This window comes from Erythrobacter aureus (assembly GCF_003355455.1).
Classification (GTDB): Bacteria; Pseudomonadota; Alphaproteobacteria; order Sphingomonadales; family Sphingomonadaceae; genus Qipengyuania; species Qipengyuania aurea.
On sequence record NZ_CP031357.1, the window covers coordinates 60,070 to 83,657 of the forward strand.

Consider the following 23,588-nt stretch of genomic DNA (forward strand, 5'->3'; position numbering starts at 1 on the left):
ACTCATTTGCAAAATAGGTTGACGCCAACACCGCTCTGCTGCAATTGCGAATCATTCGCAGTAAATAATGGATGGGCGGAACTCATGAAGGATCACAAGCAGGCGTTCGCGCCTGAGCCACCGTGCCGACAGGCAGGCAGGGGAGGTGCGCGATCGACAATCCGCGCGGCGCGACCGGCCTGCGCATCGCTGGCTATGGCCTTTGCCCTGCTCGCACCGCAAGCGCAGGCCACCGAGCGGAGCGAAACCGCCGAGGAAGCGTCGCAGGACCGCACGATCACAGTGACCGCCACGCGTATTCCCGTGACGGAAATCGAGGCTCCGGCCACGGTCACCGTGATCGATGCCGAAGAGATCGCCGACATGCACGCGACCGACATCAAGGATCTGGTGCGTTACGAGCCAGGCGTCACCGTCCGTCGCGCCCCGGCCCGTTTCGGAGCCGCGCTGGGCGCCACGGGCCGCGCCCGCAACGAAGATATCGCGATCCGGGGCATCGGCGGCAATCGGGTCCTGATCCAGGTCGATGGAATCCGCAGCCCCCAGGGATTCGGCTTCGGCGCGCAGGATGCCGGGCGCGGCGGCTATTCCGACATTTCGCTGATCAAATCGGTCGAGATCCTGCGCGGCCCGGCATCCGCGCTCTACGGTAGCGACGGGTTGGCCGGGGCGGTCAGCTTTACCACCCGTGATCCGGCGGACCTGATTGCCGATGGCGAGAGCTTTGGCGGTTTCGCGACCGCGCAATATCAGACGGCCGACGAAGAGTTCGCCGAAACGCTGGCCTTGGCCGCCACCAGCGGCGCACTGTCCGGCATGATCGCCTATAGTCGGCGGGATTTCCAGGAACTCGACAATAAGGGCACGGTGGGCGGCATCGGCGAAACCCGCACGCTGCCCAACCCTCAGGACGGCCATTCCAACGCGCTGCTCGGCAAGCTGGTCTGGGCCGATGGTGGCCACCGCCTGCGCCTGACCGGCGAATATTACGAGAGCAAGCTGACCAGCGACGTGCTGACGGGCCAGGGCCCGGCCTTCCTGTTCGGCCCCACGCCGAGCTGGATCGTCGACGCGCTTACAGCACGTGACACTGCCGAGCGCATCCGCACCTCCATCGACTGGACCTGGGAAGGCGAAGGCACGCTCGAATATGCGCATCTGGCGCTGTATTATCAGGATGGCGAAGACGTGCAGTTCACCGACGAGGACCGTTCCCCCGTCGGCCCCCGCCCCCGCCCCGATCGCGAGCGCCTGAATACGTTCGAAAACGAGGTGTACGGCGCGGTGGCCGAAGCACGCTCCAGCTTTGCCACCGGGTCGGCCGATCACGTGCTGGCCTTTGGCGGGGACATATCCTGGACGCGGCAGGAAGGGCTGCGCGACGGGGTGGAGCCTTCCTTCGGTGAGAGGTTCCCCACCCGGCCCTTTCCCGCCACCGATTTCATGCTGGGTGGGATCTTCCTGGCGGACGAAATCGCCCTGTTCGATGGGCGAGTGACGCTGTTCCCGGCGCTGCGCTTCGATTTCTACGAACTCGACCCGACCGACGACCCGCTGCTGCCGGCGTTCACAGGCAAGGGCCAGAGCGACAGCCGGCTGTCTCCCAAGATCGGCCTGACGGTCGACCTGTCGGACAGCGTGCTGTTCTTCGCCAATTTCGGCACCGGTTTCCGCGCGCCGACACCCAGCCAAGTGAACAATTTCTTCGAGAACCTGGCCTTCGGCTATACCTCGCTGCCCAATCCCGACCTCGGGCCGGAACGCAGCGAGAGCTACGAGGCGGGACTGCGCTATATCGGCGACAAGGTGACGCTGTCGGCCAGCGCCTTCCGCGCGGATTACGACGACTTTATCAGCCAGGAGGTGGTCGGCGGCTCGTTCACGCCCACAGATCCGGCGCAATACCAGTTCGTCAATATCGACAGTGCACGGATCGAAGGGATCGAGGCCCGTGCATCGTTCGACCTCGACAGCGGCATTTTCGGACGGCTCGCCGCGGCTTATGCGGATGGTGACAGGCGTACGCCCGGAGCGGCAGGGCAGCCGCTGGGCACGATCGATCCCTTCAGCCTGGTGGTCGGCGCGGGATATCGCGATCCCGCAGGCCGGTTCGGCACCGAACTGTCGGCGATCTACAATGCCCGCAAGTCACTGGAAGATACCGCCGGTGTGTGCAGCACCGAATGCTTCCGGCCCGATTCCTTCGTCGTGCTCGACCTGTTCGCCTGGTTCGCCGTAACCGACCGGATCAAGCTACGCGGCGGCATCTTCAACCTGACCGATGAAACCTATGCCTACTGGTCCGACGTGCGTGGGCTGTCGGCCGCCAGCGGGGTGACCGAGGCATATACCCGGCCCGGGCGCAATTTCAGCGTGTCGGCCAGCTTTACGTTCTGATGGAGGACAGCATCATGAATATCCGCAGATACACTTCCGCCGCGCTGATCGGCACGGCCCTTTTCACCCTGGTGCTGCCGGTCGGCCCGGCACTGGCGGACGCCCCGGTGAAGGAGCGCGGCGAAACTGCCGAAGCCGCCGCCTTCGAGCAGGATCGCGCAAGTATCCTGGCGATGGCAGGCGACTACAAAGTTCGTTTCGACATGCAGGAAGCGACGCCCTGGCGCGAAGGCTACGAGCCGCTGGAGCGCAAGATTTCGGGCGGCCATGAATCGGTGCGCGTGATCGAGGATACCGGCACCCGGATCGTGCTGCAGCACCTGCTGGTGGTGGGCACGGGGCAGGATGCCTTCGTCATCAAGCACTGGCGGCAGGACTGGGAGTACGAGCCCGAACGGATCCTGACCTATCACGGCCCCAACCGCTGGGTATGGTCCGATGTACCGGAACCGATGCGCAGGGGACGCTGGTCGCAGACCGTGTACCAGGTCGATGACAGCCCGCGCTATGCCGGATTGGGCCAGTGGGAAACCACCAATGGCATCCGCCGCTGGCGCAGCAACTGGACGCAGCGCCCGCTTGCCCGCAGGGATGCGGTGCGCGATCCGGTCTACGACCTCTATACCGCGATCAACCGCCATCAATTGACCCCGGATGGCTGGATCCACTGGCAGGACAATACCAAAATGGATCTGGTCGAGGGCAAGAGCCAGCCGGTGGTGCAGGAATATGTTCTCAACACCTATGCCCGCTTCGATGGCTACGACACGGCAGCGGCGGACAGATACTGGGCGGCCACCAGCGATTATTGGGCAGCCGTGCGGGCGCAATGGGCTCGGATTGCCGACGCCAATAGCGGGATCGCGATCGAGGAAGAGGCGCAGACGGGCACGGTCATCAGCGCAGAACTGCTGCAAATGGGCGATGCGATCCTGGCGGGAGAGCTCGACCAAGCCGAGGCAATCGCCCGGGCGCGAGATCTGATTACATCGCACACGTCGCCGACCTGAGCGATCGACGAGTGGGGGGCGGGTGCATCGAGATCGCACCCTTCCCCACACAATCACCCGCCTCCACCCACGAATATCCCGCGTCCGCCTGCCCGGCTCCGAGGCATCACCGCAAATGCGACGCATTCCCAATTTCGACTGTAGAAAGGTCAGCAACTCAATGAGACAGCCGTACAAGGCAGTGCAAGGCAACCGCGTTCAAGGGATGGCGGGGCTCGCCACCGGCGCACAGCATAATGTGCCACGCCATCGTCCTGCGTTACTGCGGGGATCGACCATGCGCCACGGTCTATCGGGCGCTGCGCTGGCATTGGCATCCCTCGTCGCCATCAGCGTCCCGGCCCATGCCGACGACACGGCGGATAGCGCGGAAGACGCGCCCCGCATCGTCGTCTGGGGCGAACGCGTCGAGGATGCGCCGCGCAGCGCGACCAAGCTCCCTCTGGAAGTGGTCGATACGCCGCAATCGGTTTCCGTGCTGGGCGAGGATCTGATCGAGGATTTCGGTTTCGACGAGATCAACGATGCGCTGGCCGTGGTCCCCGGCATCCAGGTCGAGCAGGTGGAAACCGACCGCACCTATTATACCGCACGCGGCTTCGATCTTAGCTGGCTGATGGTCGACGGGCTGGCCACGCCCAATGTCTATGGCCCGACCGGCGGTTCGCTCGATACGGTGTTCTACAGCCGCATCGAGGTGGTGCGCGGCGCCAATGCGCTGCTGTCGGGGATCGGCAATCCGGCGGGCACGATCAATTTCGTGCGCCGCAGGCCGTCGGGCGAAACCGGCGGCACGGCGGCGATGAGCTTCGGTTCGTGGAACACCGCCCGCGCCGAGGCCGATCTCGACCTGGCCCTTACCGAGGGCGGCACGTGGGGCCTGCGCGCGACGGGGGCAGTCACCAGCGGGGATTCCCACCTGCGCGACTATGGCTCCACCCGCTATGCCGGTCAGGTGATCCTGGCAGGCGAAATTACGCCCGACCTATCGCTTGCGCTCGGCTATTCGTACCAGCGCAACAATGCCGAAAACGTCCTGTGGGGCGCGCTGCCGCTGCTCTATACCGACGGCACGCCGACCGATTTTCCGGTAGAAACCTCGACCACGCAGGACTGGACCTTCTGGAACACGACCAACAGCCGCGCCTTTGCCGAGCTGGCCTGGGACCTGGCCCGCGACTGGACGCTGCGCACGGTCCTGACTCGGCAGGAGATCGGCAGCCTGTCGGAGATCTTCTATGTCTATGGCACGCCCGACCCCGATAGTGGCCTCGGCCTGTCCGGCTTCCCCGGCGCATACGATTTCGACACCAAGGGATGGATTTCCGACACGGAACTGAGCGGCACTTTCGCGGCCTTCGGGCGCGAGCACGATGTGAGTGTAGGCATCCAGTACAGCGACACGGATTTCGACTATCTCGGCCGCTCGGTGCCCACCAGCGATCCCGCCTGGGGTGCCTTGCCCGCCCTGCCCGACTGGACCGGACGCGAAGTCGGACGCCCCGCCTACGATGCCCCGGCGGTACAGGCCGATTTCGATTACCGGATGTGGCGCGCCTATGCCGCGACCCGGCTGGCGCTGAGCGATCGCCTGAGCCTGATCGCAGGGGCGAACTACATCGACGTCCAATCGGAAGGTTTCAGCTTCGGCGTCGATTTCGGGCGCAGCGAAAAGGCGCTCAGCCCCTTTGCCGGTCTGACCTTCGAGGCGATCGACGGGGTCAAGCTCTATGCCAGCTATTCGGATATCTTCCTGCCTCAGAGCGAAACCGGCACCGACCTCAGGCCGTTGGGCGCGGCCAAGGGGGAGAGCATGGAAGCGGGCCTCAAGGCGCAAACCGCCGATGGCGCGCTGCTCGGCACGCTGGCGGTGTTTCGCGCGGAGCAATCGAACATCGCCGAATCCGCGGGCTTCGATCCGGCATCGGGGCTGACGCTCTACACCGGGATCGAAGTGGTCAGCGAAGGCGTGGAGGCCGAGATAACCGGCCGTATTGCCGAAGGGCTGCTGGTCCAGGCGGGCATCACGCATCTCTCGCTCGAAGACGGCCAGGGCAATGAAGTGCGCACCTATGTCCCGCGGACCACGGCGGACATCGCCCTGCGCTGGCAGCCGACCGAGCGCCTTTCCGTCGGCGCGGTCCTCGGCTGGCAGGACGATGTCTATCTCGACACGGCTGTCGGGCGGATCGAACAGGGCGCCTATGCCACGGTGCAGTTGCAGGCCGGCTTCCAACTGACGGACACGCTCGAACTGCAAGCCAATGTCGCCAATGCGACCGACAAGAAGCATCTGGCGAGCCTCTATTGGGAGCAGGCCTATTACGCGGCACCGCGCAACTACACTCTGACCCTGCGGGGTACCTTCTGATGGCGGGTGACACCATGCTTTGGTTTGGCTGCGCGCTCGCCATCGGCGGTATTGCCGCCTTGCGACTGTCGTGGAGCCGCGCCGGGCGATCGGCTGGGCTCAATGCGCTGGGCTGGGCCGGACTGGCCGGGGGCAGCCTGCTGGCCGGACTTGCCGAGGGGGCGTGGGGCATTGCCGTGGTCGCGCTTTTCGCCATGGGAACGGCCGCGCTGTTCCTCGCCCGGGCCGCGCTGGAACAGCCACGCTCGCTCCGGCGCTCCGCTGTCTCGTTCAGGGCGGTGAGCACGGCCGGGCGGGGGAACTGGCGACGCGGGACGGTGACTTTCCTGCTGGCCGGGCCGGCCGCTTTGGCGCTGGCGGTGGCCGCCGCGCTGGCGGCGCGCAGCCTGGCGATCCGCTGGCCGGTCGCGGAAGCGGATGCCAATGTCATGGTCCTCGCGCTGGTCCCGCTGATCTGGCCGCTACTGGCCTTCGCCGTCCTGATGGTCTGCGACAGGCGCCGACAGATCGCAATGCTGGTCGCCGGCCTCGCGGCCGCATCGCTGCCTCTGCTCGCCATGGGAGGCCAGCCGTGAAAGCCCTGTTTACCAAGGACACCGTGCGCCGGGGCGTCGCGGCGCATTCGGCCATCGGTCTGATATGCTGTGCGCTGCTCTATCTCATCTGCGTCACCGGAACGGCGATCGTGCTGTACGAGGAATGGCAGAGGTTCGAGCAGCCGGACGCACCCGAAATGCAGGCTGTTACACCGTCGGCGATCGATACCGCGATCGCCAATGTCGCCGCCTCCGAAACGGGCCGCGAACCGACCACCCATCTCTTCGTCCACATGCCCACCGACGCGCTGCCCCGCACCACCATCACCACCGATACCCAGGCGGTGCATGTCGACGGCAAGGGCGCGATCGCGGTGCCGGAGGAAAATGCCTGGGCCGAATTCCTGCTCGCGCTACATTACCGGCTCAACCTCCCCGCCGTCTGGGGCATGACGCTGGTCGGCCTGTTCGGCGCGATGATCGTCGCGCTCGCGGTTTCCGGCATCGTCGCGCATCCGCGCATCTTTCGCGACGCATTCCGGCTGCGCGCGCGGCGCCGGGACGATGTCGCCACGCTGGACTGGCACAACCGGCTGGCGGTGTGGACGCTGCCCTTCGCCCTGGCGATGGCGCTGACCGGGGCGATGATCGGGCTGTTCTACATCTCGGGTTCCAGCCTTGCCCAGACCGCTTATGGCGGCGATGGCGATGCCGCGCTCGCGCCCGTGTTCGGGGCCGAACCCGAAGCCGACGACACCCCCGCCCCGCTGCCCCGGGTCGCGCCGGTGCTGCGCTATATGGCGCGTGATTATCCGGCGGTGCGGGTATCCTATCTCATCCTTCACGATCCCGGCACGCGCGGCCAGCATATCCAGGTGGTCGGCGAGCATGACCGGCGGCTGATCTTCGGCGAATATTACGCCTTCGGGGCCGATGGCACGTTTCACGGAACGACCGGCCTTGCCGACGGCACCTTGGGCCAGCAATTCGCCGCGTCGATCTACAATCTGCATTTCGGCAATTACGGCGGCCTACCGGTCAAGATCGCCTATATCCTTTTCGGCATCGCGCTGAGCGCGGTGGTCGCGACGGGGACCTTCATCTGGCTCGACAAGCAGGCGCGCAAGGGCCGCCCGCGCCGGACCATCCGCGCTGGCTGGTGGGGCGTGACGATCGGCGTGCCCGTGGCGATCGGCGCGACCCTGATCGCGCGCCTGATCTGGGGCAACGGCGCGCCTTTCGTGGCCATCTTCTGGATCGCGACACTCGCCATCACAGCCGCCGCAGTGCATCGGTCCCGGCGGGCCGGTGCACGCGGAACGGCTTCTGCGACCCCGGGATTTGCCCCCTAGCCCGGCTCCGCTATAGCGGCCTCACCATCTTCACGAAGAGGACCGTATTCCCATGAACCATCGCGCGCCGTTGACTGCCGCCGCCCTGCTCGCCACCGCCTCGATCGCCGCACAGGCACAAGCCAGGCCGATGACCCCCGAGGATGTCGCCAAGCTCGAAAGCGTCGGCACCATCGCCGTCTCGCCCGACGGCAGCCGTGTCGCCTATACGACCGCGCGGCTTCCCGACGTCACCGATGGCGAGGAAAACGGAACCACAACGCAGCAGCTGTCGGTCGCCTACGGCCCCGGCAATGCGCGCGAGTTCCTGCCCGCCGACATGGATGTAAGCAGCGTCCGGTTCTCGCCCGACGGCCGGATGATCAGCTTCCTGTGGGCCGACGGCAAAGACGAGAAAACCGCCGTATGGGGCATCCCCGTGGACGGCGGCGCGCAGCGCAAGCTGGCGCATGTCGAAGGCGCGTCGGTGCGCTCCTATGCCTGGTCGCCCGATGGCGGCCACATGCACCTGCTGGTCGCGGCAGAAGAGGACAAGGATCGCAAGAAGCAGAACAAGGCAGGCTTCAATTCTGTCGTTTACGAGGAGGAACAGAAGCTCAACCGCCTGTTCCGTGCGCGTATCGGCGGCGAACCCGATGCCGAACCGCAGCAGGTCGAGGTGCCGGGCTATGTCACCTCGTTCCAGATCGCCGACAATGCGCGCATCGGCGTGATCGAGACCGCGCCGACCACGCTGATCGACGACGAATACGTCAACAAGAAGGTCAACATCCTCGACATGGCCTCGGGCGATGTGCGGATGGTCATCGAGACGCCGGGCAAGATCGACGATGTCGAAATCTCGCCCGACGCCAGCCAGCTGGCGCTGATCGCAGCGGTCGACATGAACGATCCGGCGGCGACCACGATCCATTTCGTCGATGTCGCGACCGGCACAGTGACACCGCACAATGCGGGCGCGCCCGAGGCCGTGGTCGATGTCGAGTATATGGACGATGGGCGTCTGATCGCGGCAGTCCATGTCGGCGCGCAGAGCGTGCTGCGCATCCACAATGCCGACGGTTCGCTTGCACGCGAAATCGATCCCGGCGCGCTGATCATCAGCAATGTAGAGACCGAAGGTTCGGTGATCGCGGTGGAGGCGAGCGCGCCCCGGCACCCGACCGAGCTGTTCCGCCTCGACGGCGACAGCTTCACCCGCTGGACCAGCCACAACCCCTGGCTGAGCGAGATCGATTTCGGAGAGCAGCGCACCTTCCGCTACACCGCGCGCGACGGGCAGGAAGTCGAAGGCGTATTGATCGAGCCGGTCGGCGGCGCCCCGGCAGGAGGCGCCCCGCTGATCCTCAACGTCCACGGCGGCCCGGAAGCGCATGACAGCAATGGCTGGCAGACCGCCTATTCCAAACCCGGCCATGTCGCGGCGGGTCAGGGTTATGCGGTCTTCCTGCCCAACTATCGCGGTTCGACCGGTTACGGCACCGCGTTCTCCAAACAGCACACCGGCAATTACACCGATCCCGAGTTCACCGATCTCGTCGATGCCAAGCGCGCGCTGGTCGCCGAAGGGATCGCCGATGCCGATCGTGTCGGCGTGACCGGCGGCTCCTATGGCGGCTATGCCACCGCGTGGTCATCGACCCGCTGGAGCGAGGAATTCGCGGCAGGCGTGATGTTCGTCGGCATTTCGAACCAGGTCAGCAAGTTCGGCACGGGCGACATTCCGTACGAGATGTACAACGTCCACAGCGGCAAGTGGCCGTGGGACGACTGGATGGCGATGCTCGAAGTGTCGCCGATCTTCCATGTCGACAAAGCCAACACCCCGCTGCTGATCATGCATGGCGAGGAAGACACGCGTGTCGACCCGGGCCAGAGCCTGGAGCTTTATCGGGCGATGAAGATCCGCAAGCCCGACGTGCCGGTGCGGCTGGTCTTCTATCCAGGCGAAGGCCACGGCAACCGCAAGGCCGCCGCGCGCTACGATTACAACCTGCGCATGATGCGCTGGTTCGACACCTATCTGAAGACGGGCGACCGCGACGCAGCCATGCCGCCCGAGCGCCCCGAGCTTCCCGCCGGGACGACGGGGACCAAGAGCGAGGACTGATCGCTCACCCGCTTACGAAAAGGGGCCGCGCGACGCCGTGTCGCGCGGCCCCTTTCTTATTGTGCGAGAGCTAATTGCCGCCGGCCGCGATCCAGGCGTCGATCTTCGCTTCCAGCACGGCTAGCGGGATATTGCCGCTGTTCAGCACTTCGTCGTGGAAGCGGCGGATGTCGAAGTCCTCGCCTAGCGCCGTTTCGGCCCGCACGCGCAGTTCCTTGATCTTCAATTCACCGATCTTGTAGCCCAATGCCTGGCCCGGCATGGCAATGTAACGCGCGACCTCGTTCTCCGAATAATCGCGCGGATTGCCGTTCTCGACCATGTATTCGACTGCCTGCTCACGGGTCCAGCCGAGCGCGTGCATCCCGGTATCGACCACCAGCCGCACCGCACGCTTCAATTCGCCATCCTCGAGCGCCTGCAATCGGTCGACCGGATCGTCATAGAGGCCAAGCTCGTAGCCCAGGCTTTCGGCATAGAGCGCCCAGCCCTCGCCAAAGGCGGTATACCAGCCGTGGCGCAGCAGGTCCGGCAGGCTCTCATCCTCGATCGCAAACATGATCTGGAAGTGATGTCCGGGATTGCCCTCGTGAATATAGAGCCGGACCGAAGGGCTGAGCTCGCGCTCCGCCGCGTTCCAACCGCTGAAATAGAAAGTCCCCGGGCGCGAACCATCGGCCTCGCCAGGGCGATAGGATGCGGCGAGGAAGAACTGTTCGCGATAGGGTTCGTAGGGTTTGATCTCGAGCGGGGTTTCGGGCTGGCGCAGGAAGAGCGGGGCAATCACTGCATCGACCTTCTCGCCCACCTCGTACCACGCCTCGGTCAGCGCCTCCTTGCTCTTGTAGACTGGCGGACGGCGATCGCCGCGCTCCTCGATCGCCTGTTGCCGGGCCACGTTGATGCGGGCGACTTCAGAAAGGCCGAGACGATGAATCTCCTCGGCCGTCAGGGGCAGCGTGGTCATCTCCTCGATGCGATAGGCGTAATAAGCCTCACCCCCGGGCGCTTCGGTCGCCCCGATGGTATCGCGAGCTTGCGGCAGATAGGTCTCGGAAAGATAGGCCCGCAGACGGCGCATGGCGGGGTAGAGCGTCCCTTCGATCGCTGCCGTCAACGCAGCGCGCGCGTGGTCTTTCTGCGCTTCGGTGAAACCTTCGGGAAACTGGCGCAGCGGCGCGAAATAGGCATTTTCACCTTCGGGCGCGGCGAGCTGGGTATCGAGCTGTTCGATCATCAGCTCGACCGTCAGACGCGGCAGCGTGATCCCCTGTTCGATCCCGGTATCGAAACGCGCGATCACGTTTTCGACCATGCGGGAATAGGCCGCATGGCGCGCGATATTGTTGGCATAGTCCTCGGGAGTATCGAACGGCATGATGCCATCGGGTGCAGAGAAGCCGGGATAGTCGCCCTGAATGCCGCGGAAATGGTCGAGCGGGAGGGCGAGGATCGTCCTGAGCACGTCCGGTTCGGTGCCCGCGAGAACGCGTTCCTTCGAATAGCGAAACGTATTGTAAGCGATCTGCTCACTTGCCGTAAGCGCAGCGCGGTCGATCGTGCCCAGCACGGCGATGTCGCACATGGCGGCCGCCCGCTCGGTCTCGTGGGATGCGGGCGAGAAATCGCCGAGGCTACCCGCATCGGAGAAGTCGCCGCGATAGAAGGCAGCGATCGGGTTGCGATCGAGGTAGGCCGGCTCGCTCTTGGCCATCAGCGTGCGCAAGCGCTCGCTTTCGGTCTCGGCAGTTTCGATCGGATCGCAGGCATGGGCAACCGGCGCTGCGAGAGCAGTGGTCGATATCGCCAGCGCAGTGGCAAGGCGCAGAACGGTGCGGTTCATCATGATCCCTCTTATTGCCCGCCGCCAGTAATCCAGGCGTCGATCTTGGCTTCGAGCACGGGTAGCGGAATATCGCCGGTATTGAGTGTCTGTTCGTGGAATTTGCGGACGTCGAAGGCATCACCGAGCGCGGCCTCGGCCCGGGCGCGCAGTTGCTTGATCTTCAGTTCGCCCGTTTTGTAGGCGAGCGCCTGTGCCGGCATCACGATGTAACGCGCGGTCTCGCTTTCCGCGAAATCGCGCGCGGCGCCGTTGGCCATCATAAAGTCGATGGCTTTTTCGCGGCTCCAGCCGAGCGCATGCATGCCGGTATCGACCACCAGCCGCACCGCGCGCAGCATCTCGCCACCCTCCAGCGCCTTCAGCCGCTCGACCGGATCGTCATACAGGCCGAGTTCGTAGCCCAGGCTTTCGGCATAGAGACCCCAGCCTTCGCTGAAAGCAGTAAACCCGCCATAGCGCATGAATTCCGGCAGGTCCTCGTTCTCGATCGCGAACATCGACTGGAAGTGATGGCCCGGATTGCCTTCATGCATATAGAGCGAGATCGAAGTGCCGAGCAGTCTTTCGGCCACGTTGTAGCCGCTGAAATAGAACGTGCCAGGGCGTGACCCATCGGCCTTGCCGGGCATGTAGCTTGCCGCGAGAGAGAACTTCTCGCGATAGGGCTCGTAGGGTTCGATCCTGAGTTCGGTCTCGGGCTTGCGCAGGAAAACCTCGTCCATCAGCGGGTCGACCTGCCCGGCAACCTCGTACCAAGCGGCCTGCAAATCGGCCTTGGTTGTATAGGTCTTGCCCGTCCGACCGCCGGCCTCCGCCCTGGCCGCATCGATGGCCGCATTGATCCGGGCGACTTCGGCCAGGCCGATTTCGTGGATCTGCCGCGCGGTCAGCGGCAGCGTGGTATTTTCCTCGATCCGGTAGGCGTAATAGGCGTCGCCGCCGGGATTGTCGGTCGCCGCGATGCTGATGCGCGATTGTTCCAGATATTCATTCGCGAGATAATCGCGCAGCTTGGCGAGCGCAGGGATCAGTGTGCCCGTCAACGTTTCACGATGCCTGTCGATCAACTCCTCGTGCGCGCTTTGCGGGACCGTATCGGGAAAATTCGCCACCGGCGCCCAATAGGGACTCTGCTCGACCGGCGTATCGATTTGCAGACCGAGCTGTTCGATCATCAACTCCACCGACATGCGCGGCAGGGTAATGCCTGCAGATGCCCCAGCGCGGAAGCGGGCGATGGCATCGTCGATCACCTGCGCCATGGCGCGGTGGCGGCTGAAATTGTTCTCGTAATCCTCGACCGTATCGAAGGGCATCAGCGCCCCGGGTGCGGAAAGGCGCGGATAATAAACATGCAGCCCGCGAAAGTGATCTATCGGCAGGGCGAGCACAGTCGGCAGCACATCGGGCGCGGTCATCGCCAGCGTGCGCTGCTGCGTATATGCAAACACGTCGTAGGCAATGCGATCTGTTTCGCCCAGCGCCGAGCGGTCGATAGTGGCGAGTTCGGCGAGATTGGCTTCCGCAGCCGCACGGTCCGCCGCATAACCCGCAGGCGAAAAATCGCCGAGTTTGTCGGCATCGGAGAAATCGCCACGGAAAAAAGCGCTGACCGGATTGCGGTCGAGCATGGCGGCTTCGCTGCGCGCGAACAAATCGTGAAGTTTGGCGGCTTCACGCTCGCTGGCGGACATCCTGCTGTGATGCGCGGAGTGATCCTGCGCGACGGCAGGTGTCGAAGCCGTGGCGCAAGCGATAGCGATCGCCGAAGCGATGCGAGTGTAAGTGCGGGTCATGCGAGACTCTCCCCTGAGATCGTGCAGCTCAGGCTAGCCGGTCATACCGGCACCGCAAAGCCTGTTCGACAAACGGGTTCCGCCGATCCGCAGGAAACGTCCAGCCATGCGCAAGCCCTTCGCGGGTACCCCACAACTACACCCGCGAGGACTCATGCGGTGGCCAAGGAGATAGTCGCGACCAGCGGCCTAACCGCCGAGGATGGCGGGCAGGTCCAGCCCCTTTTCCCGCGCGCAGTCGAGCGCTTCCTCGTAACCCGCATCGGCATGGCGCATGACGCCGGTCGCTGGATCGTTCCACAGCACCCGTTCGAGACGGCGTGCGGCGTCCTCGGTCCCGTCGGCGACGATCACCATGCCGGCATGCTGCGAAAAGCCCATGCCCACACCGCCGCCGTGGTGCAGGCTCACCCAGGTCGCGCCGCTGGCCGTGTTGAGCAAGGCATTGAGCAGCGGCCAGTCGCTGACCGCATCCGAGCCGTCCTTCATCGCCTCGGTCTCGCGGTTAGGGCTGGCGACCGAACCGGAATCAAGGTGATCGCGGCCGATCACCACGGGTGCTTTCAGTTCGCCATTCGCGACCATTTCGTTGAACGCCATGCCCAAGCGGTGACGGTCGCCGAGCCCGACCCAGCAAATGCGTGCGGGCAGGCCCTGAAAGGCAATCCGTTCGCGCGCCATGTCGAGCCAGTGATGCAGGTGGTGGTCGTCGGGCAGCAGTTCCTTCACCTTGGCGTCGGTCTTGTAGATATCTTCCGGATCGCCCGAGAGCGCGGCCCATCGGAATGGCCCAACGCCGCGGCAGAATAACGGGCGGATATAGGCCGGTACGAAACCGGGGAAGGCGAAGGCGTTTTCCAGCCCCTCCTCCAGCGCGACCTGACGGATGTTGTTACCATAATCGAGCGTGGGCACGCCTGCGTCCCAGAACGCCAGCATGGCCTCGACCTGCTTGCGCATCGAGGCGCGCGCGGCTTTCTCGACCGCTTTAGGATCGCTTTCGCGCTTGGCCCGCCATTCGCCCATGGTCCAGCCTTCGGGAAGGTAGCCATTCACCGGATCGTGCGCGCTGGTCTGGTCGGTAACGATGTCAGGATGCACGCCGCGCTTCACCAGTTCGGGGAAGATTTCGGCGGCATTGCCGAGCAGGCCAACCGATTTCGCCTCGCCTGCGGCGGTCCAGCGCTCGATCATCGCCAGCGCCTCGTCCACACTGTCGGCCTTCTCGTCAAGATACCGCGTGCGCAGGCGAAAATCGATGCTTTCGGGATTGCATTCGACCGCCAGGCAGCATGCTCCCGCCATCACCGCGGCGAGGGGTTGCGCACCGCCCATGCCGCCCAGGCCGCCGGTGAGGATCCACTTGCCCGTGAGATCGCCGTCATAATGTCTGCGACCCGCCTCGACGAAGGTTTCATACGTGCCCTGCACGATGCCCTGCGTGCCGATGTAGATCCAGCTACCGGCCGTCATCTGGCCGTACATCATCAAGCCCTTCCTATCGAGTTCGCTGAAATGGTCCCAATTGGCCCAGTGCGGCACGATGTTGGAATTGGCGATAAGCACGCGCGGCGCATCGGCATGCGTGCGAAACACGCCGACCGGCTTGCCCGACTGGACCAGTAACGTTTCATCGTCGGAAAGGGTCTTGAGGCTGGACAGGATCAGTTCGAAATCCTGCCAGCTACGGGCCGCCTGGCCGATCCCGCCATAGACAACCAGCTCATCGGGATTTTCCGCCACCTGGCGGTCGAGATTGTTCTGGATCATGCGGAACGGCGCCTCGGCCTGCCAGCTGCGGCAGGTGAGTTCAGGCCCGGTGGGCGCCTTGATATCTCGGGCATTACGGCGGTCGATGGTCATGTAAGATCTCCGAAAGTGCTTTCGATGCCGTCGAATATCTCGGCGAGCGTGTCGCGCAGGTCGGCGGCCTTGTCTGGACTGAAAGTGAAGGGCGTTTCTTCCGATTGAAGGTAGGTCGATTGCGCGATTTCCATCTGAATCGCGTGGATGTTCTTGCCGGGATGACCGTAATGTCGCGTGGTCCAGCCGCCACGAAAGCGGCCATTTACGACATAGCTGTAAGGGCCATTGGCGCAGGCGATGGCGGCAGCGCGCTCGATTGCCTGCCCGCAGGTCGCACCGCCATTGGTGCCGATATTGAGATCGGGCAGCGTGCCCTGGAACAGGAAAGGCAGACGCGACCGGATCGAGTGGCAATCATAGAGCACGGCAAAACCATGCGCCGCACGCACGCGGTCGAGTTCCGCGCGCAGCGCGGCGTGATAAGGCGCGTGGAAGGCCTCGCGGCGCCGGGCAATCTCATTCTCATCCGGCTCTTCGTGCCACAGCGGCCGGTTCTCGAAATCGACCAGCGGCACCAGGCCGGTGGTGTTCTGCCCGGGATAGAGACTCGCCCCGTCGGGCGGGCGGTTGGCGTCGATAACATAGCGATTGAATTCGGCGCGCACGACCGTCGCTTGCGGGACGAGGCCGTCATAGAGCTGGGGGATATGCCAGTCGGTATCGGCGAGCATCGCCCCACGTTCGGTCAGCTTCGCGCAGATGTCCGCAGGCACGAAAGTCCCTGAATGCGGCTGCGCCAGCACGATTGGCGAGGTACCGCGGACGACGGTGACGGGGCTCATGGATCGAAACCCGCGATTGTTTCGGCGGCAATGCCCTCGGCCAGAACCGCGGAGCCGAGCAGGTCCGCCATGGCCGCGATGTCGGGTTCCATCAGCCGGTCTCCGGTCAATGCGGGCGAGGCCGAGCGGATACGCTTCATCGCTGCTTTCAGGCTCGCGCTGGTCTCCAGCGGGGCCCGGCATTCGACGCCCTGCGCGGCCGTCATCGCCTCGATACCGAGGATGGCGGCGAGGTTGGCGTTCATTTCGAACAGCCGCCGCGCGCCATGGCAGGCCATGGACACATGATCCTCCTGATTGGCCGAGGTCGGGGTGGAATCGACCACGCGCGGATTGGCAAGCGCCTTGTTCTCGCTCATCAGAGCAGCGCTGGTGACTTCGGCGATCATAAGGCCCGATTGCAGACCCGGCGACGGCGCGAGAAATGCAGGAAGGCCGAAGCTCAGCGCCGGATCGACCAATAGCGCGATGCGACGCTGGGCGATGGCGCCGATCTCGGACACGGCAATGGCAATCCCATCCGCCGCCATGCCGACCGGTTCGGCATGGAAATTGCCGCCAGAGACGATGCTTCCATCGGACAGCACCAGCGGGTTGTCGGTCGCGGCATTGGCCTCGATCCGCAGGACATTGCCCGCATGGGCGAGCTGGTCGAGGCAGGCACCGATCACCTGCGGCGCACAGCGCAGGCAATAGGGATCCTGCACCCGCAAATCGTCCTCGCGGTGGCTCTCGCGGATCTGCGAGCCTTCGAGCAGGGCACGAATAGCCTCCGCCGCGGCGATCTGCCCGCGATGACCGCGCAGCGTGTGGATTTCCTCTCGGAACGGCGCTGTCGAACCCATCGCGGCATCGAGCGACAGCGCGGTCGTCACGAGAGAATTGATTGCCAGCCGCCAGCTATCGAACAGCGCGGCAAGAGCCAGCCCGGTCGAAACCTGCGTGCCGTTGAGCAGGGCAAGGCCTTCCTTGGCTTCGAGCACCAGCGGTTCGAGCCCGGCGCGCTGGAGCGCGCTGCCTGCCGCCATGCGCTCGCCGCGATAGAAGGCATCGCCCTCGCCGATCAGCGTCGCCGCGACATGGGCAAGCGGTGCGAGATCGCCCGAGGCGCCGACCGATCCCTTCTCAGGCACTACGGGAGTAACGCCCGCCTCCACCAGCTGTTGGAGGCGCTCCACCACCACCGGGCGAACGCCCGATGCCCCGCGCCCAAGCGAAAGGCACTTGAGGGCGATTATGAAGCGCACGATCTCGGGGGCGAGCGGTTCGCCGAAACCGGCGCTATGCGAAAGGACGAGATTGCGCTGGAGCGTCCCGAGATCGGTTGCCCCGATGCGCACGCTGGCCAGCTTGCCGAAGCCGGTATTGACCCCGTAGATCGCCTCTCCCGAGCCGACCGCCGCGCCCAGCCGATCGGCCGATTGCGCCACCGCCGCCATGGCGGCATCATCGATCCGGAAGGAACCGGAGGAGCGATAAAGTGCTTCCAGCTCGGCTAGGCCGAGCGATCCGGGCGACAGCAAGTCATGCATGGTGATGGGTTCCTGCAACAATGCGACCGCGCAGCAAGCGTCCGCCGATCCAATAGCTGAGATAGTCCGGGTGGGGCGCATCCCACACCGCAAGGTCGGCGCGCTTGCCTGCTTCGATCGTGCCGTAATCGGCCTCCAGCCCAAGCGCCTTGGCCCCGTTCCGCGTCGCACCAGCCAGCGCTTCTTCCGCCGTCATGCCAAACAGCGTACAGCCCATGTTCATGGCCAGTCGAAGCGAAGAGAGCGGTGAGCTGCCCGGGTTGCAATCGGTAGCCAGCGCCATTGCCACGCCCTGTTCACGCAGCGCATCCATTGGTGGCAGACGCGTTTCGCGCAGGGCGTAGAATGCGCCGGGGAGAAGCACCGCCACCACACCCTTTTCCGCCAGCTTCGGGACATCCTCGGGCGCGAGCCATTCCAGGTGATCGGCTGACAAGGCATCATGTTCGGCGGCCAGAACCGCACCCTTGAGGTCGCTCAACTGCTCGGCATGCAGTTTGACACGGATGCCAAGATTGCGCGCGGTTTCGAATACCCGGCGGATCTGTTCGGGAGAAAAGCCGATCCCTTCGCAGAACCCGTCGACAGCATCGACCAGGCCCTCGGCAGCGGCGGCCTCGAGGCCCGGGATGACAACCTCGTCGATATAACGGTCTGCCTCGCCCTCGAATTCGGGCGGCAGCGCATGGGCGGCAAGCCAGCTTGTCACGATACGAACGGGCCGTTCGGTTTCGATCGCCCGTGCAACGCGAAGCATACGCATCTCGTGTTCGATCGTAAGCCCGTATCCGGACTTGACCTCGATCACCGCCACACCGTCTGCAATCAAATCGTCGACGCGGCGTAGAGCGCTGGCGAGCAGCCCTTCCCCGGTGGACTCGCGGGTGGCAGCGACCGTCGAGCGAATGCCGCCCCCTGCCTTCGCAATCTCCTCATAGCTCGCGCCTTCCAGGCGCAGCGCGAACTCGCGGCTGCGATCGCCGCCGAAAACGAGATGAGTGTGGCAATCCACCAGCGCCGGAGTGACGAGCTTACCGCCAAGATCGACCTGCTCCCAACCATCATGCCCCCGGGGAAGGACGCCACGCGGCCCGATCCAGGCAATCCGCCCTTCATCGACCGCGATCGCCGCATCGTCGATCAGCCCATAGCCGACTTCATCCGCGACCATCGTCGCGGCCCTGCAATTGATGAACACCCGACCCGTCATATACTTGCGTTACTCCTCGCTGTGTGATTATGTATACACATAATATTGGAAAGGCACAACGGCCAATGGGAAGCATAATTTCCGCACGACAGGTCCTCACACCCTCGGGCTGGCTCGCCGATCACGCAATCCATGTGGACGAAGCAGGGGTCATCGCCGAAGTCTCGCCTCGCGGCTTCAACGCAGCCGCGGCGGTCGGCACTGCACTGCCCGGTATGGCCAATGTCCACACCCACAGTTTCCAGCGCGCGATGGCCGGACTGGCCGAAGCCCGCGGCCCCGCCGGGGCCGACGATTTCTGGACGTGGCGGCAAGTCATGTATCGCTTCCTCGACATCCTTGCGCCCGATCATATGGAGGCGATCGCCGCACTGGTGCAGCTCGAAATGGCGGAAGCAGGCTACACCGCTTCGGCAGAGTTTCATTACCTCCATCACCAGGTGGGCGGCGGACATTTCGACAATCTGGCCGAGACTTCGCAGCGCATCTTCGCCGCGAGTAAGAGCAGCGGGATCGGCCTGACTCATCTTCCCGTGCTCTATACCCATGGCGGGCTCGACGGACGCCCGCTTAAGGACGGTCAGTTGCGCTTCGGCAGTTCGGCTGCGGCGTTCGAGGCGCTTTACACGCGGATTTCGGGATGCGCCCGCGATATGCCAGCCGACTTCCGGCTCGGCGTGGCCCCGCATTCGCTGCGTGCGGTGGACCGCGAGGGACTCGAGATGTGCCTGGCGCTGTGCCCAGACGGCCCTTTTCATATCCACGCCGCCGAACAGGTAAAGGAAGTCGAAGAGGTTGAGGCCCATCTCGGCGCGCGCCCGGTGCGCTGGCTGCTCGACAACCTGCCCGTCGACAAGCGCTGGTGCCTCATCCATGCAACACATCTCAATGCCCGTGAAACATCCGATCTCGCGGCATCCGATGCAGTGGCGGGCCTGTGTCCGACCACCGAGGCGAATCTCGGCGACGGTATCTTCCCCGCGCAAGCTTATCTCACCGCGAAGGGGCGCCTCGGAATTGGTTCCGATTCGAACATCCGGATCTCGGTCGCAGAAGAGTTGCGCATGCTTGAACTCTCGCAGCGTCTGGCCCATCGCCAACGCGCCGTGCTGACCGACGATATCACCCGATCCAATGGTCGCTATCTCTATGAACGCGCCGCACGCGGCGGCGCGCAAGCGATCGGACGCAATGCGGGATCGATCGAGACAGGCAAGCTCGCCGATGTCGTGGCACTGCGCGACGATCTGCCCTTCCTCGACTGGCCCGAGGCGGACCAGCGGCTCGATGCGTGGATCTTCGGAGTTGAGGCGCGCGCGGTCAGCGATGTTTGGGCGGCGGGTCGGCATATCGTTCAAGACGGCGAACATCGTCGCGCTCCCGAAATCCGATCCCGTTTTGCCCGCACGATCCGCGAGCTTGGCGCAGCCCTGTGAATGCGAACACCCATCGCGGCATTCGCGACGCGATCCGCGCGCGCATCGTCGCAGGCGAATGGAAGCTGGGCGAACTGATCCCGGGCGAGGCCGATTTCGCGCAGGAATACGGCTGTTCGCGCACAACGGTGAATCGCGCGCTGCAGGCATTGGCCGAGGAAGGCCTGGTAGAGCGCAAGCGCAAAGGTGGCACGCGCGTGCGCCCGCTGCCGCTACCGCAGGCGAGCTTGCGCATCCAACTGCTGCGCGAGCAGGTCGAAGAGGCCGGTAGCACCTATCGCTGCGAGATTATCGAGCGAAAGCTGGCATCGCCACCACCGGCGGTGGCGGAACGTCTGAAGGCTGGGGGCGATGTGCGTTCCGTCTATCTCGAGACGCTGCATCTGGCCGATGAAGCCCCGTTCGCGTTCGAGACCCGCTGGATCAATCTCGCCACGGTTCCGCAGTTCGAACATGCCGAACTCGGTACGCTAAGCGCCAATGAATGGCTGGTGCGAACCGTGCCTTTCACACGCGGCGAGGTGGCATTGTTGGCGACCAATGCCGATCGGCACACGGCCGAAATGCTCGGCACGATCGATGGCAAGGCACTGCTTACCATGGAACGGACCACCTGGCTCGACGATCGTCCGGTGACCACGATCACACTTTGCTATGCGCCAAACCACCGGATCGCATTCACGATCTAGGAGGCTTCGACGGCCTGCGTCACGGGGCCAGCCACAGCCTGATAATCCAAGCGACAGCTCCCAGCACTGCGACGCTTGCCAGCCAGATCGCCGCCATCCAGGCCAGGCGCCGCCACAGGGGCGGTTCGCGTTCCGGCAGCCAGGCCATCAATGATACCCCTCGTCGGCGACCTTGCCGCGAAAGACCCAATAGGCCCAGGCCGTATAGGCAATGATGAGCGGCAAGGTGATGGCCACCCCGATCAGCATGAAGACCTGGCTCCGCTCGGGTGCGGCGGCATCCCAGATGGTCACGCCGGGCGGCACCACATAGGGCCACATCGTCACGCCCAGCCCGGCCATTCCGAAGAAAAACAGCGCGATGGAAAGCCAGAATGGCTTGCTGTTCCGGGCCTTGCGGATGGCCTGGATCATCGACAGCGCGACGATGGCGGTCAGGATCGGGACGGGCGCGGCAAAGTAGATTTCCGGCGCCGTCAGCCAGCGTTCGGCATATTCGGCGTTGAGGAACACGTTATAAAGGCTGACCGCCCCCATCAGCACGATGGTTGCAAGAGCCGAACGCAAAGCGAGCTTGCGGGCGTGTGCCTGGCCCGGCCCGTCGAGCTTCCAAATCAGCCAGGTGCTGCCGAGCAATGCATAGCCGGCGACGACGCCGAGACCGCACAGCAATGTGTAGGGTGTCAGCCAGTCGAACCAGCTTCCGGCATAGGCGCGGTCGATCACTTCTATACCCTGCAGCAATGCGCCCAGAGTCATGCCCTGAGCCATGGCTGCCACCAGCGAACCGCCGGTGAAGGCGGCATCCCACAAACGCCTGTGCCCCGGATCGCGCCAGCGATATTCGAAGGCCACGCCGCGGAAGACCAGCCCCAGCAGCATTGCGATGATCAGCGGGTAGGTCGCGGGCAGAATCACGGCATAGGCAAGCGGGAAGGCCGCGAACAGCCCGCCTCCGCCAAGCACGAGCCAGGTTTCGTTGCCGTCCCATACGGGCGCGATCGAATTCATCGCTCGGTCGCGTTCGCGGCCCACATCGAAGGTCGGGAAGAGAATGCCGATGCCCAGGTCGAACCCGTCCATCACCACATAGGCGAAGACGGCAAAGGCGATGATAAAGGCCCAGATGACGGTGAGGTCCATTATCCCTCCTCCTTCTCGGTCGGCAGCGGTTCATCATGGCCCGGGTTCTGGGTGGGGCCGGGTGTGATACCGGCAGTGCGGATCGGCCCCGTATCGCCGCGCTTCGCCCCCAGTTCGCCGACATGCGGTGCATGGCTCATCAAGCGCAGGATATACCAAATGCCGATGCCGAAGACGGCGAAATAGACGACAATGAATGCCAGCAGGGAAACCGCTACGGCGGGCGCGTCGAGCGGGCTTGCCGCGTCGGCGGTCCTTAGCAAGCCGTAAACGACGTAAGGTTGACGTCCGACTTCGGTGGTTATCCAGCCCGCCAGCACGGCGATGAAGCCCGACGGCCCCATGACGACCGCCGCCTTGTGCAGCAACGGCCAATCGTAAAGGTTCTTTCGCCATCGTGCGTAGAGGCTCCACAGACCGATTCCGAGCATGGCAAAACCGAGGCCGACCATTATACGGAACGACCAGAAGACCATCCCTACGGGCGGTTCTTCGTCGTCGGGTACGGTATCGAGCCCGGCCAGCGGCGCATCGGCATCGTGCTTGAGAATGAGCGAAGAAGCCTTGGGGATTTCGATCGCGTAATCGACCCGCTTTTCCGCGCTATTCGGTATCCCGAACAGGATCAGCGGCGCACCATCGGGGTGGCTGTCGAAATGCCCCTCCATCGCCATTACCTTCTGCGGCTGGTGTTCCAGCGTGTTGAGACCATGCAGATCGCCCGCGAAGATTTGGAGCGGCGTGACGATCGCGGCCATCCACATCGCCATCGAGAACATCTTGCGCGCATGGAGGTTGGTCCGGTCCTTGAGCAGGTGCCACGCCCCCACCCCGCCCACCACGAAGGCAGTGGTCAGATAAGCGGCCATGACCGTATGGACCAGGCGATAGGGAAAGCTCGGATTGAACACGATGTCCCACCAGCTTTCGCCCGGGAGAATCTGCCCGTTGGCAGCCATTTCGAAGCCTGTGGGCGTCTGCATCCAGCTATTCACTGACAGGATCCAGAAGGCGGATACGAAGGTGCCCAAGGCCACCATGCAGGTCGCGAAGAAATGCAGCTTCTTGCCGACCTTGTTCATGCCGAACAGCATCACCCCGAGGAACCCCGCTTCGAGGAAAAAGGCGGTCAGCACTTCATAGGCCATCAGCGGCCCGATCACCGGCCCGGCAACGTCCGAGAATACGGCCCAGTTGGTGCCGAACTGATAGCTCATGACGATGCCGGACACGACGCCCATCGCGAATACGATGGCGAAGATCTTCACCCAGTATTTGAACAGGTCCAGATAAAGCTGCCTGCCGGTCTTGAGCCACAGCCCCTCGAGAACCATCAGAAAGCTCGCAAGCCCGATCGTGAAGGCCGGAAAAAAGAAGTGGAAGCTCACCGTGAAGGCGAACTGTATGCGTGCGAGCAAGAGGGCGTCGAACTGTTCGAACATGGGCCTACCTTGTCAGTCTGTGCATGGGTCTAGGGCGCGCCCCCGAGGCGGGGCAAGGGGACGCGTCCCT

The 23,588-nt window shown here is 64.3% G+C and carries 17 protein-coding genes; 8 read left to right on the plus strand and 9 right to left on the minus strand.

Translation table 11 applies throughout. The features are described from left to right. Positions 1–84: 84 nt before the first annotated feature. From DVR09_RS00395 to DVR09_RS00420, 6 genes are all read left to right on the plus strand, one after another. Positions 85–2,397, plus strand: a complete 2,313-nt coding sequence (locus DVR09_RS00395; protein ID WP_234041487.1) for a TonB-dependent hemoglobin/transferrin/lactoferrin family receptor — start codon at positions 85–87, stop codon at positions 2,395–2,397. 14 nt (positions 2,398–2,411) lie between these two features. Beyond that, positions 2,412–3,407, plus strand: a complete 996-nt coding sequence (locus tag DVR09_RS00400; protein ID WP_234041488.1) for a DUF6607 family protein — start codon at positions 2,412–2,414, stop codon at positions 3,405–3,407. 277 nt (positions 3,408–3,684) lie between these two features. Continuing rightward, on the plus strand, positions 3,685–5,778 hold the full coding sequence (locus tag DVR09_RS00405; protein ID WP_162814792.1) for a TonB-dependent siderophore receptor: 2,094 nt from the start codon (positions 3,685–3,687) through the stop codon (positions 5,776–5,778). Further along, positions 5,778–6,353, plus strand: a complete 576-nt coding sequence (locus DVR09_RS00410) for a hypothetical protein (RefSeq protein ID WP_115415188.1) — start codon at positions 5,778–5,780, stop codon at positions 6,351–6,353. The genes DVR09_RS00405 and DVR09_RS00410 overlap by 1 nt, the downstream gene beginning before the upstream one ends. Further along, positions 6,350–7,666, plus strand: a complete 1,317-nt coding sequence (locus tag DVR09_RS00415) for a PepSY-associated TM helix domain-containing protein (RefSeq protein ID WP_115415189.1) — start codon at positions 6,350–6,352, stop codon at positions 7,664–7,666. Before DVR09_RS00410 ends, DVR09_RS00415 begins: the two co-directional genes overlap by 4 nt. A gap of 52 nt (positions 7,667–7,718) precedes the next feature. Next, on the plus strand, positions 7,719–9,776 hold the full coding sequence (locus DVR09_RS00420) for a S9 family peptidase (protein ID WP_115415190.1): 2,058 nt from the start codon (positions 7,719–7,721) through the stop codon (positions 9,774–9,776). Positions 9,777–9,846: 70 nt separating this feature from the next. Here the strand turns inward: DVR09_RS00420 and DVR09_RS00425 are convergent, their stop codons facing one another. The 6 genes from DVR09_RS00425 to hutI form a co-directional block, all read right to left on the minus strand. Beyond that, complete coding sequence (locus DVR09_RS00425; RefSeq protein WP_115415191.1) at positions 9,847–11,622, minus strand: DUF885 domain-containing protein; 1,776 nt, start codon at positions 11,620–11,622, stop codon at positions 9,847–9,849. 8 nt (positions 11,623–11,630) lie between these two features. Beyond that, positions 11,631–13,418 carry a DUF885 domain-containing protein gene (locus DVR09_RS00430; protein WP_115415192.1) on the minus strand — a complete coding sequence of 596 codons (1,788 nt, stop codon included), beginning with the start codon at positions 13,416–13,418 and terminating at the stop codon, positions 11,631–11,633. Positions 13,419–13,607: 189 nt separating this feature from the next. Next, positions 13,608–15,281: a urocanate hydratase gene (hutU, locus tag DVR09_RS00435; protein ID WP_115415193.1), complete on the minus strand. Its 1,674-nt coding sequence runs from the start codon at positions 15,279–15,281 to the stop codon at positions 13,608–13,610. Beyond that, complete coding sequence (gene hutG, locus DVR09_RS00440) at positions 15,278–16,066, minus strand: N-formylglutamate deformylase (RefSeq protein ID WP_115415194.1); 789 nt, start codon at positions 16,064–16,066, stop codon at positions 15,278–15,280. Before hutG ends, hutU begins: the two co-directional genes overlap by 4 nt. Continuing rightward, positions 16,063–17,598 (minus strand): histidine ammonia-lyase, encoded by a 1,536-nt coding sequence (hutH, locus tag DVR09_RS00445; RefSeq protein ID WP_115415195.1) that lies wholly within the window; start codon positions 17,596–17,598, stop codon positions 16,063–16,065. The genes hutG and hutH overlap by 4 nt, the downstream gene beginning before the upstream one ends. Further along, entirely contained in the window at positions 17,591–18,808 is a 1,218-nt protein-coding gene (gene hutI / locus DVR09_RS00450) for an imidazolonepropionase (RefSeq protein WP_115415196.1), read from the minus strand. The genes hutH and hutI overlap by 8 nt, the downstream gene beginning before the upstream one ends. Before the next feature lie 65 nt (positions 18,809–18,873). Here hutI and DVR09_RS00455 point away from each other — a divergent pair, with 65 nt between their 5' ends. Further along, positions 18,874–20,244 (plus strand): formimidoylglutamate deiminase, encoded by a 1,371-nt coding sequence (locus DVR09_RS00455; protein ID WP_115415197.1) that lies wholly within the window; start codon positions 18,874–18,876, stop codon positions 20,242–20,244. Next, positions 20,241–20,933, plus strand: coding sequence for a histidine utilization transcriptional repressor HutC (gene hutC / locus DVR09_RS00460; protein WP_162814795.1), 693 nt, complete (start codon positions 20,241–20,243; stop codon positions 20,931–20,933). The genes DVR09_RS00455 and hutC overlap by 4 nt, the downstream gene beginning before the upstream one ends. A gap of 19 nt (positions 20,934–20,952) precedes the next feature. Here hutC and DVR09_RS00465 read toward each other — a convergent pair whose 3' ends face one another. The 3 genes from DVR09_RS00465 to DVR09_RS00475 are packed head-to-tail and all read right to left on the minus strand — an operon-like array spanning position 20,953 to position 23,518. Beyond that, positions 20,953–21,081 carry a DUF2474 domain-containing protein gene (locus tag DVR09_RS00465; protein ID WP_115415199.1) on the minus strand — a complete coding sequence of 43 codons (129 nt, stop codon included), beginning with the start codon at positions 21,079–21,081 and terminating at the stop codon, positions 20,953–20,955. Beyond that, complete coding sequence (cydB, locus tag DVR09_RS00470; RefSeq protein WP_115415200.1) at positions 21,081–22,076, minus strand: cytochrome d ubiquinol oxidase subunit II; 996 nt, start codon at positions 22,074–22,076, stop codon at positions 21,081–21,083. Before cydB ends, DVR09_RS00465 begins: the two co-directional genes overlap by 1 nt. Next, positions 22,076–23,518, minus strand: a complete 1,443-nt coding sequence (locus tag DVR09_RS00475) for a cytochrome ubiquinol oxidase subunit I (RefSeq protein WP_115415201.1) — start codon at positions 23,516–23,518, stop codon at positions 22,076–22,078. The genes cydB and DVR09_RS00475 overlap by 1 nt, the downstream gene beginning before the upstream one ends. Positions 23,519–23,588: the final 70 nt, after the last annotated feature.

Excerpts from the sequence above, each read along its gene's own strand:
- DVR09_RS00395 (WP_234041487.1), top strand. The coding sequence starts at position 85 with ATGAAGGATCACAAGCAGGCGTTCGCGCCTGAGCCACCGTGCCGACAG.
- DVR09_RS00400 (WP_234041488.1), top strand. The coding sequence starts at position 2,412 with ATGAATATCCGCAGATACACTTCCGCCGCGCTGATCGGCACGGCCCTT.
- DVR09_RS00405 (WP_162814792.1), top strand. The coding sequence starts at position 3,685 with ATGCGCCACGGTCTATCGGGCGCTGCGCTGGCATTGGCATCCCTCGTC.
- DVR09_RS00410 (WP_115415188.1), top strand. The coding sequence starts at position 5,778 with ATGGCGGGTGACACCATGCTTTGGTTTGGCTGCGCGCTCGCCATCGGC.
- DVR09_RS00420 (WP_115415190.1), top strand. The coding sequence starts at position 7,719 with ATGAACCATCGCGCGCCGTTGACTGCCGCCGCCCTGCTCGCCACCGCC.
- DVR09_RS00425 (WP_115415191.1), bottom strand. The coding sequence starts at position 11,622 with ATGATGAACCGCACCGTTCTGCGCCTTGCCACTGCGCTGGCGATATCG.
- DVR09_RS00430 (WP_115415192.1), bottom strand. The coding sequence starts at position 13,418 with ATGACCCGCACTTACACTCGCATCGCTTCGGCGATCGCTATCGCTTGC.
- hutU (WP_115415193.1), bottom strand. The coding sequence starts at position 15,281 with ATGACCATCGACCGCCGTAATGCCCGAGATATCAAGGCGCCCACCGGG.
- hutG (WP_115415194.1), bottom strand. The coding sequence starts at position 16,066 with ATGAGCCCCGTCACCGTCGTCCGCGGTACCTCGCCAATCGTGCTGGCG.
- hutH (WP_115415195.1), bottom strand. The coding sequence starts at position 17,598 with ATGCATGACTTGCTGTCGCCCGGATCGCTCGGCCTAGCCGAGCTGGAA.
- hutI (WP_115415196.1), bottom strand. The coding sequence starts at position 18,808 with ATGACGGGTCGGGTGTTCATCAATTGCAGGGCCGCGACGATGGTCGCG.
- DVR09_RS00455 (WP_115415197.1), top strand. The coding sequence starts at position 18,874 with ATGGGAAGCATAATTTCCGCACGACAGGTCCTCACACCCTCGGGCTGG.
- DVR09_RS00465 (WP_115415199.1), bottom strand. The coding sequence starts at position 21,081 with ATGGCCTGGCTGCCGGAACGCGAACCGCCCCTGTGGCGGCGCCTGGCC.
- cydB (WP_115415200.1), bottom strand. The coding sequence starts at position 22,076 with ATGGACCTCACCGTCATCTGGGCCTTTATCATCGCCTTTGCCGTCTTC.
- DVR09_RS00475 (WP_115415201.1), bottom strand. The coding sequence starts at position 23,518 with ATGTTCGAACAGTTCGACGCCCTCTTGCTCGCACGCATACAGTTCGCC.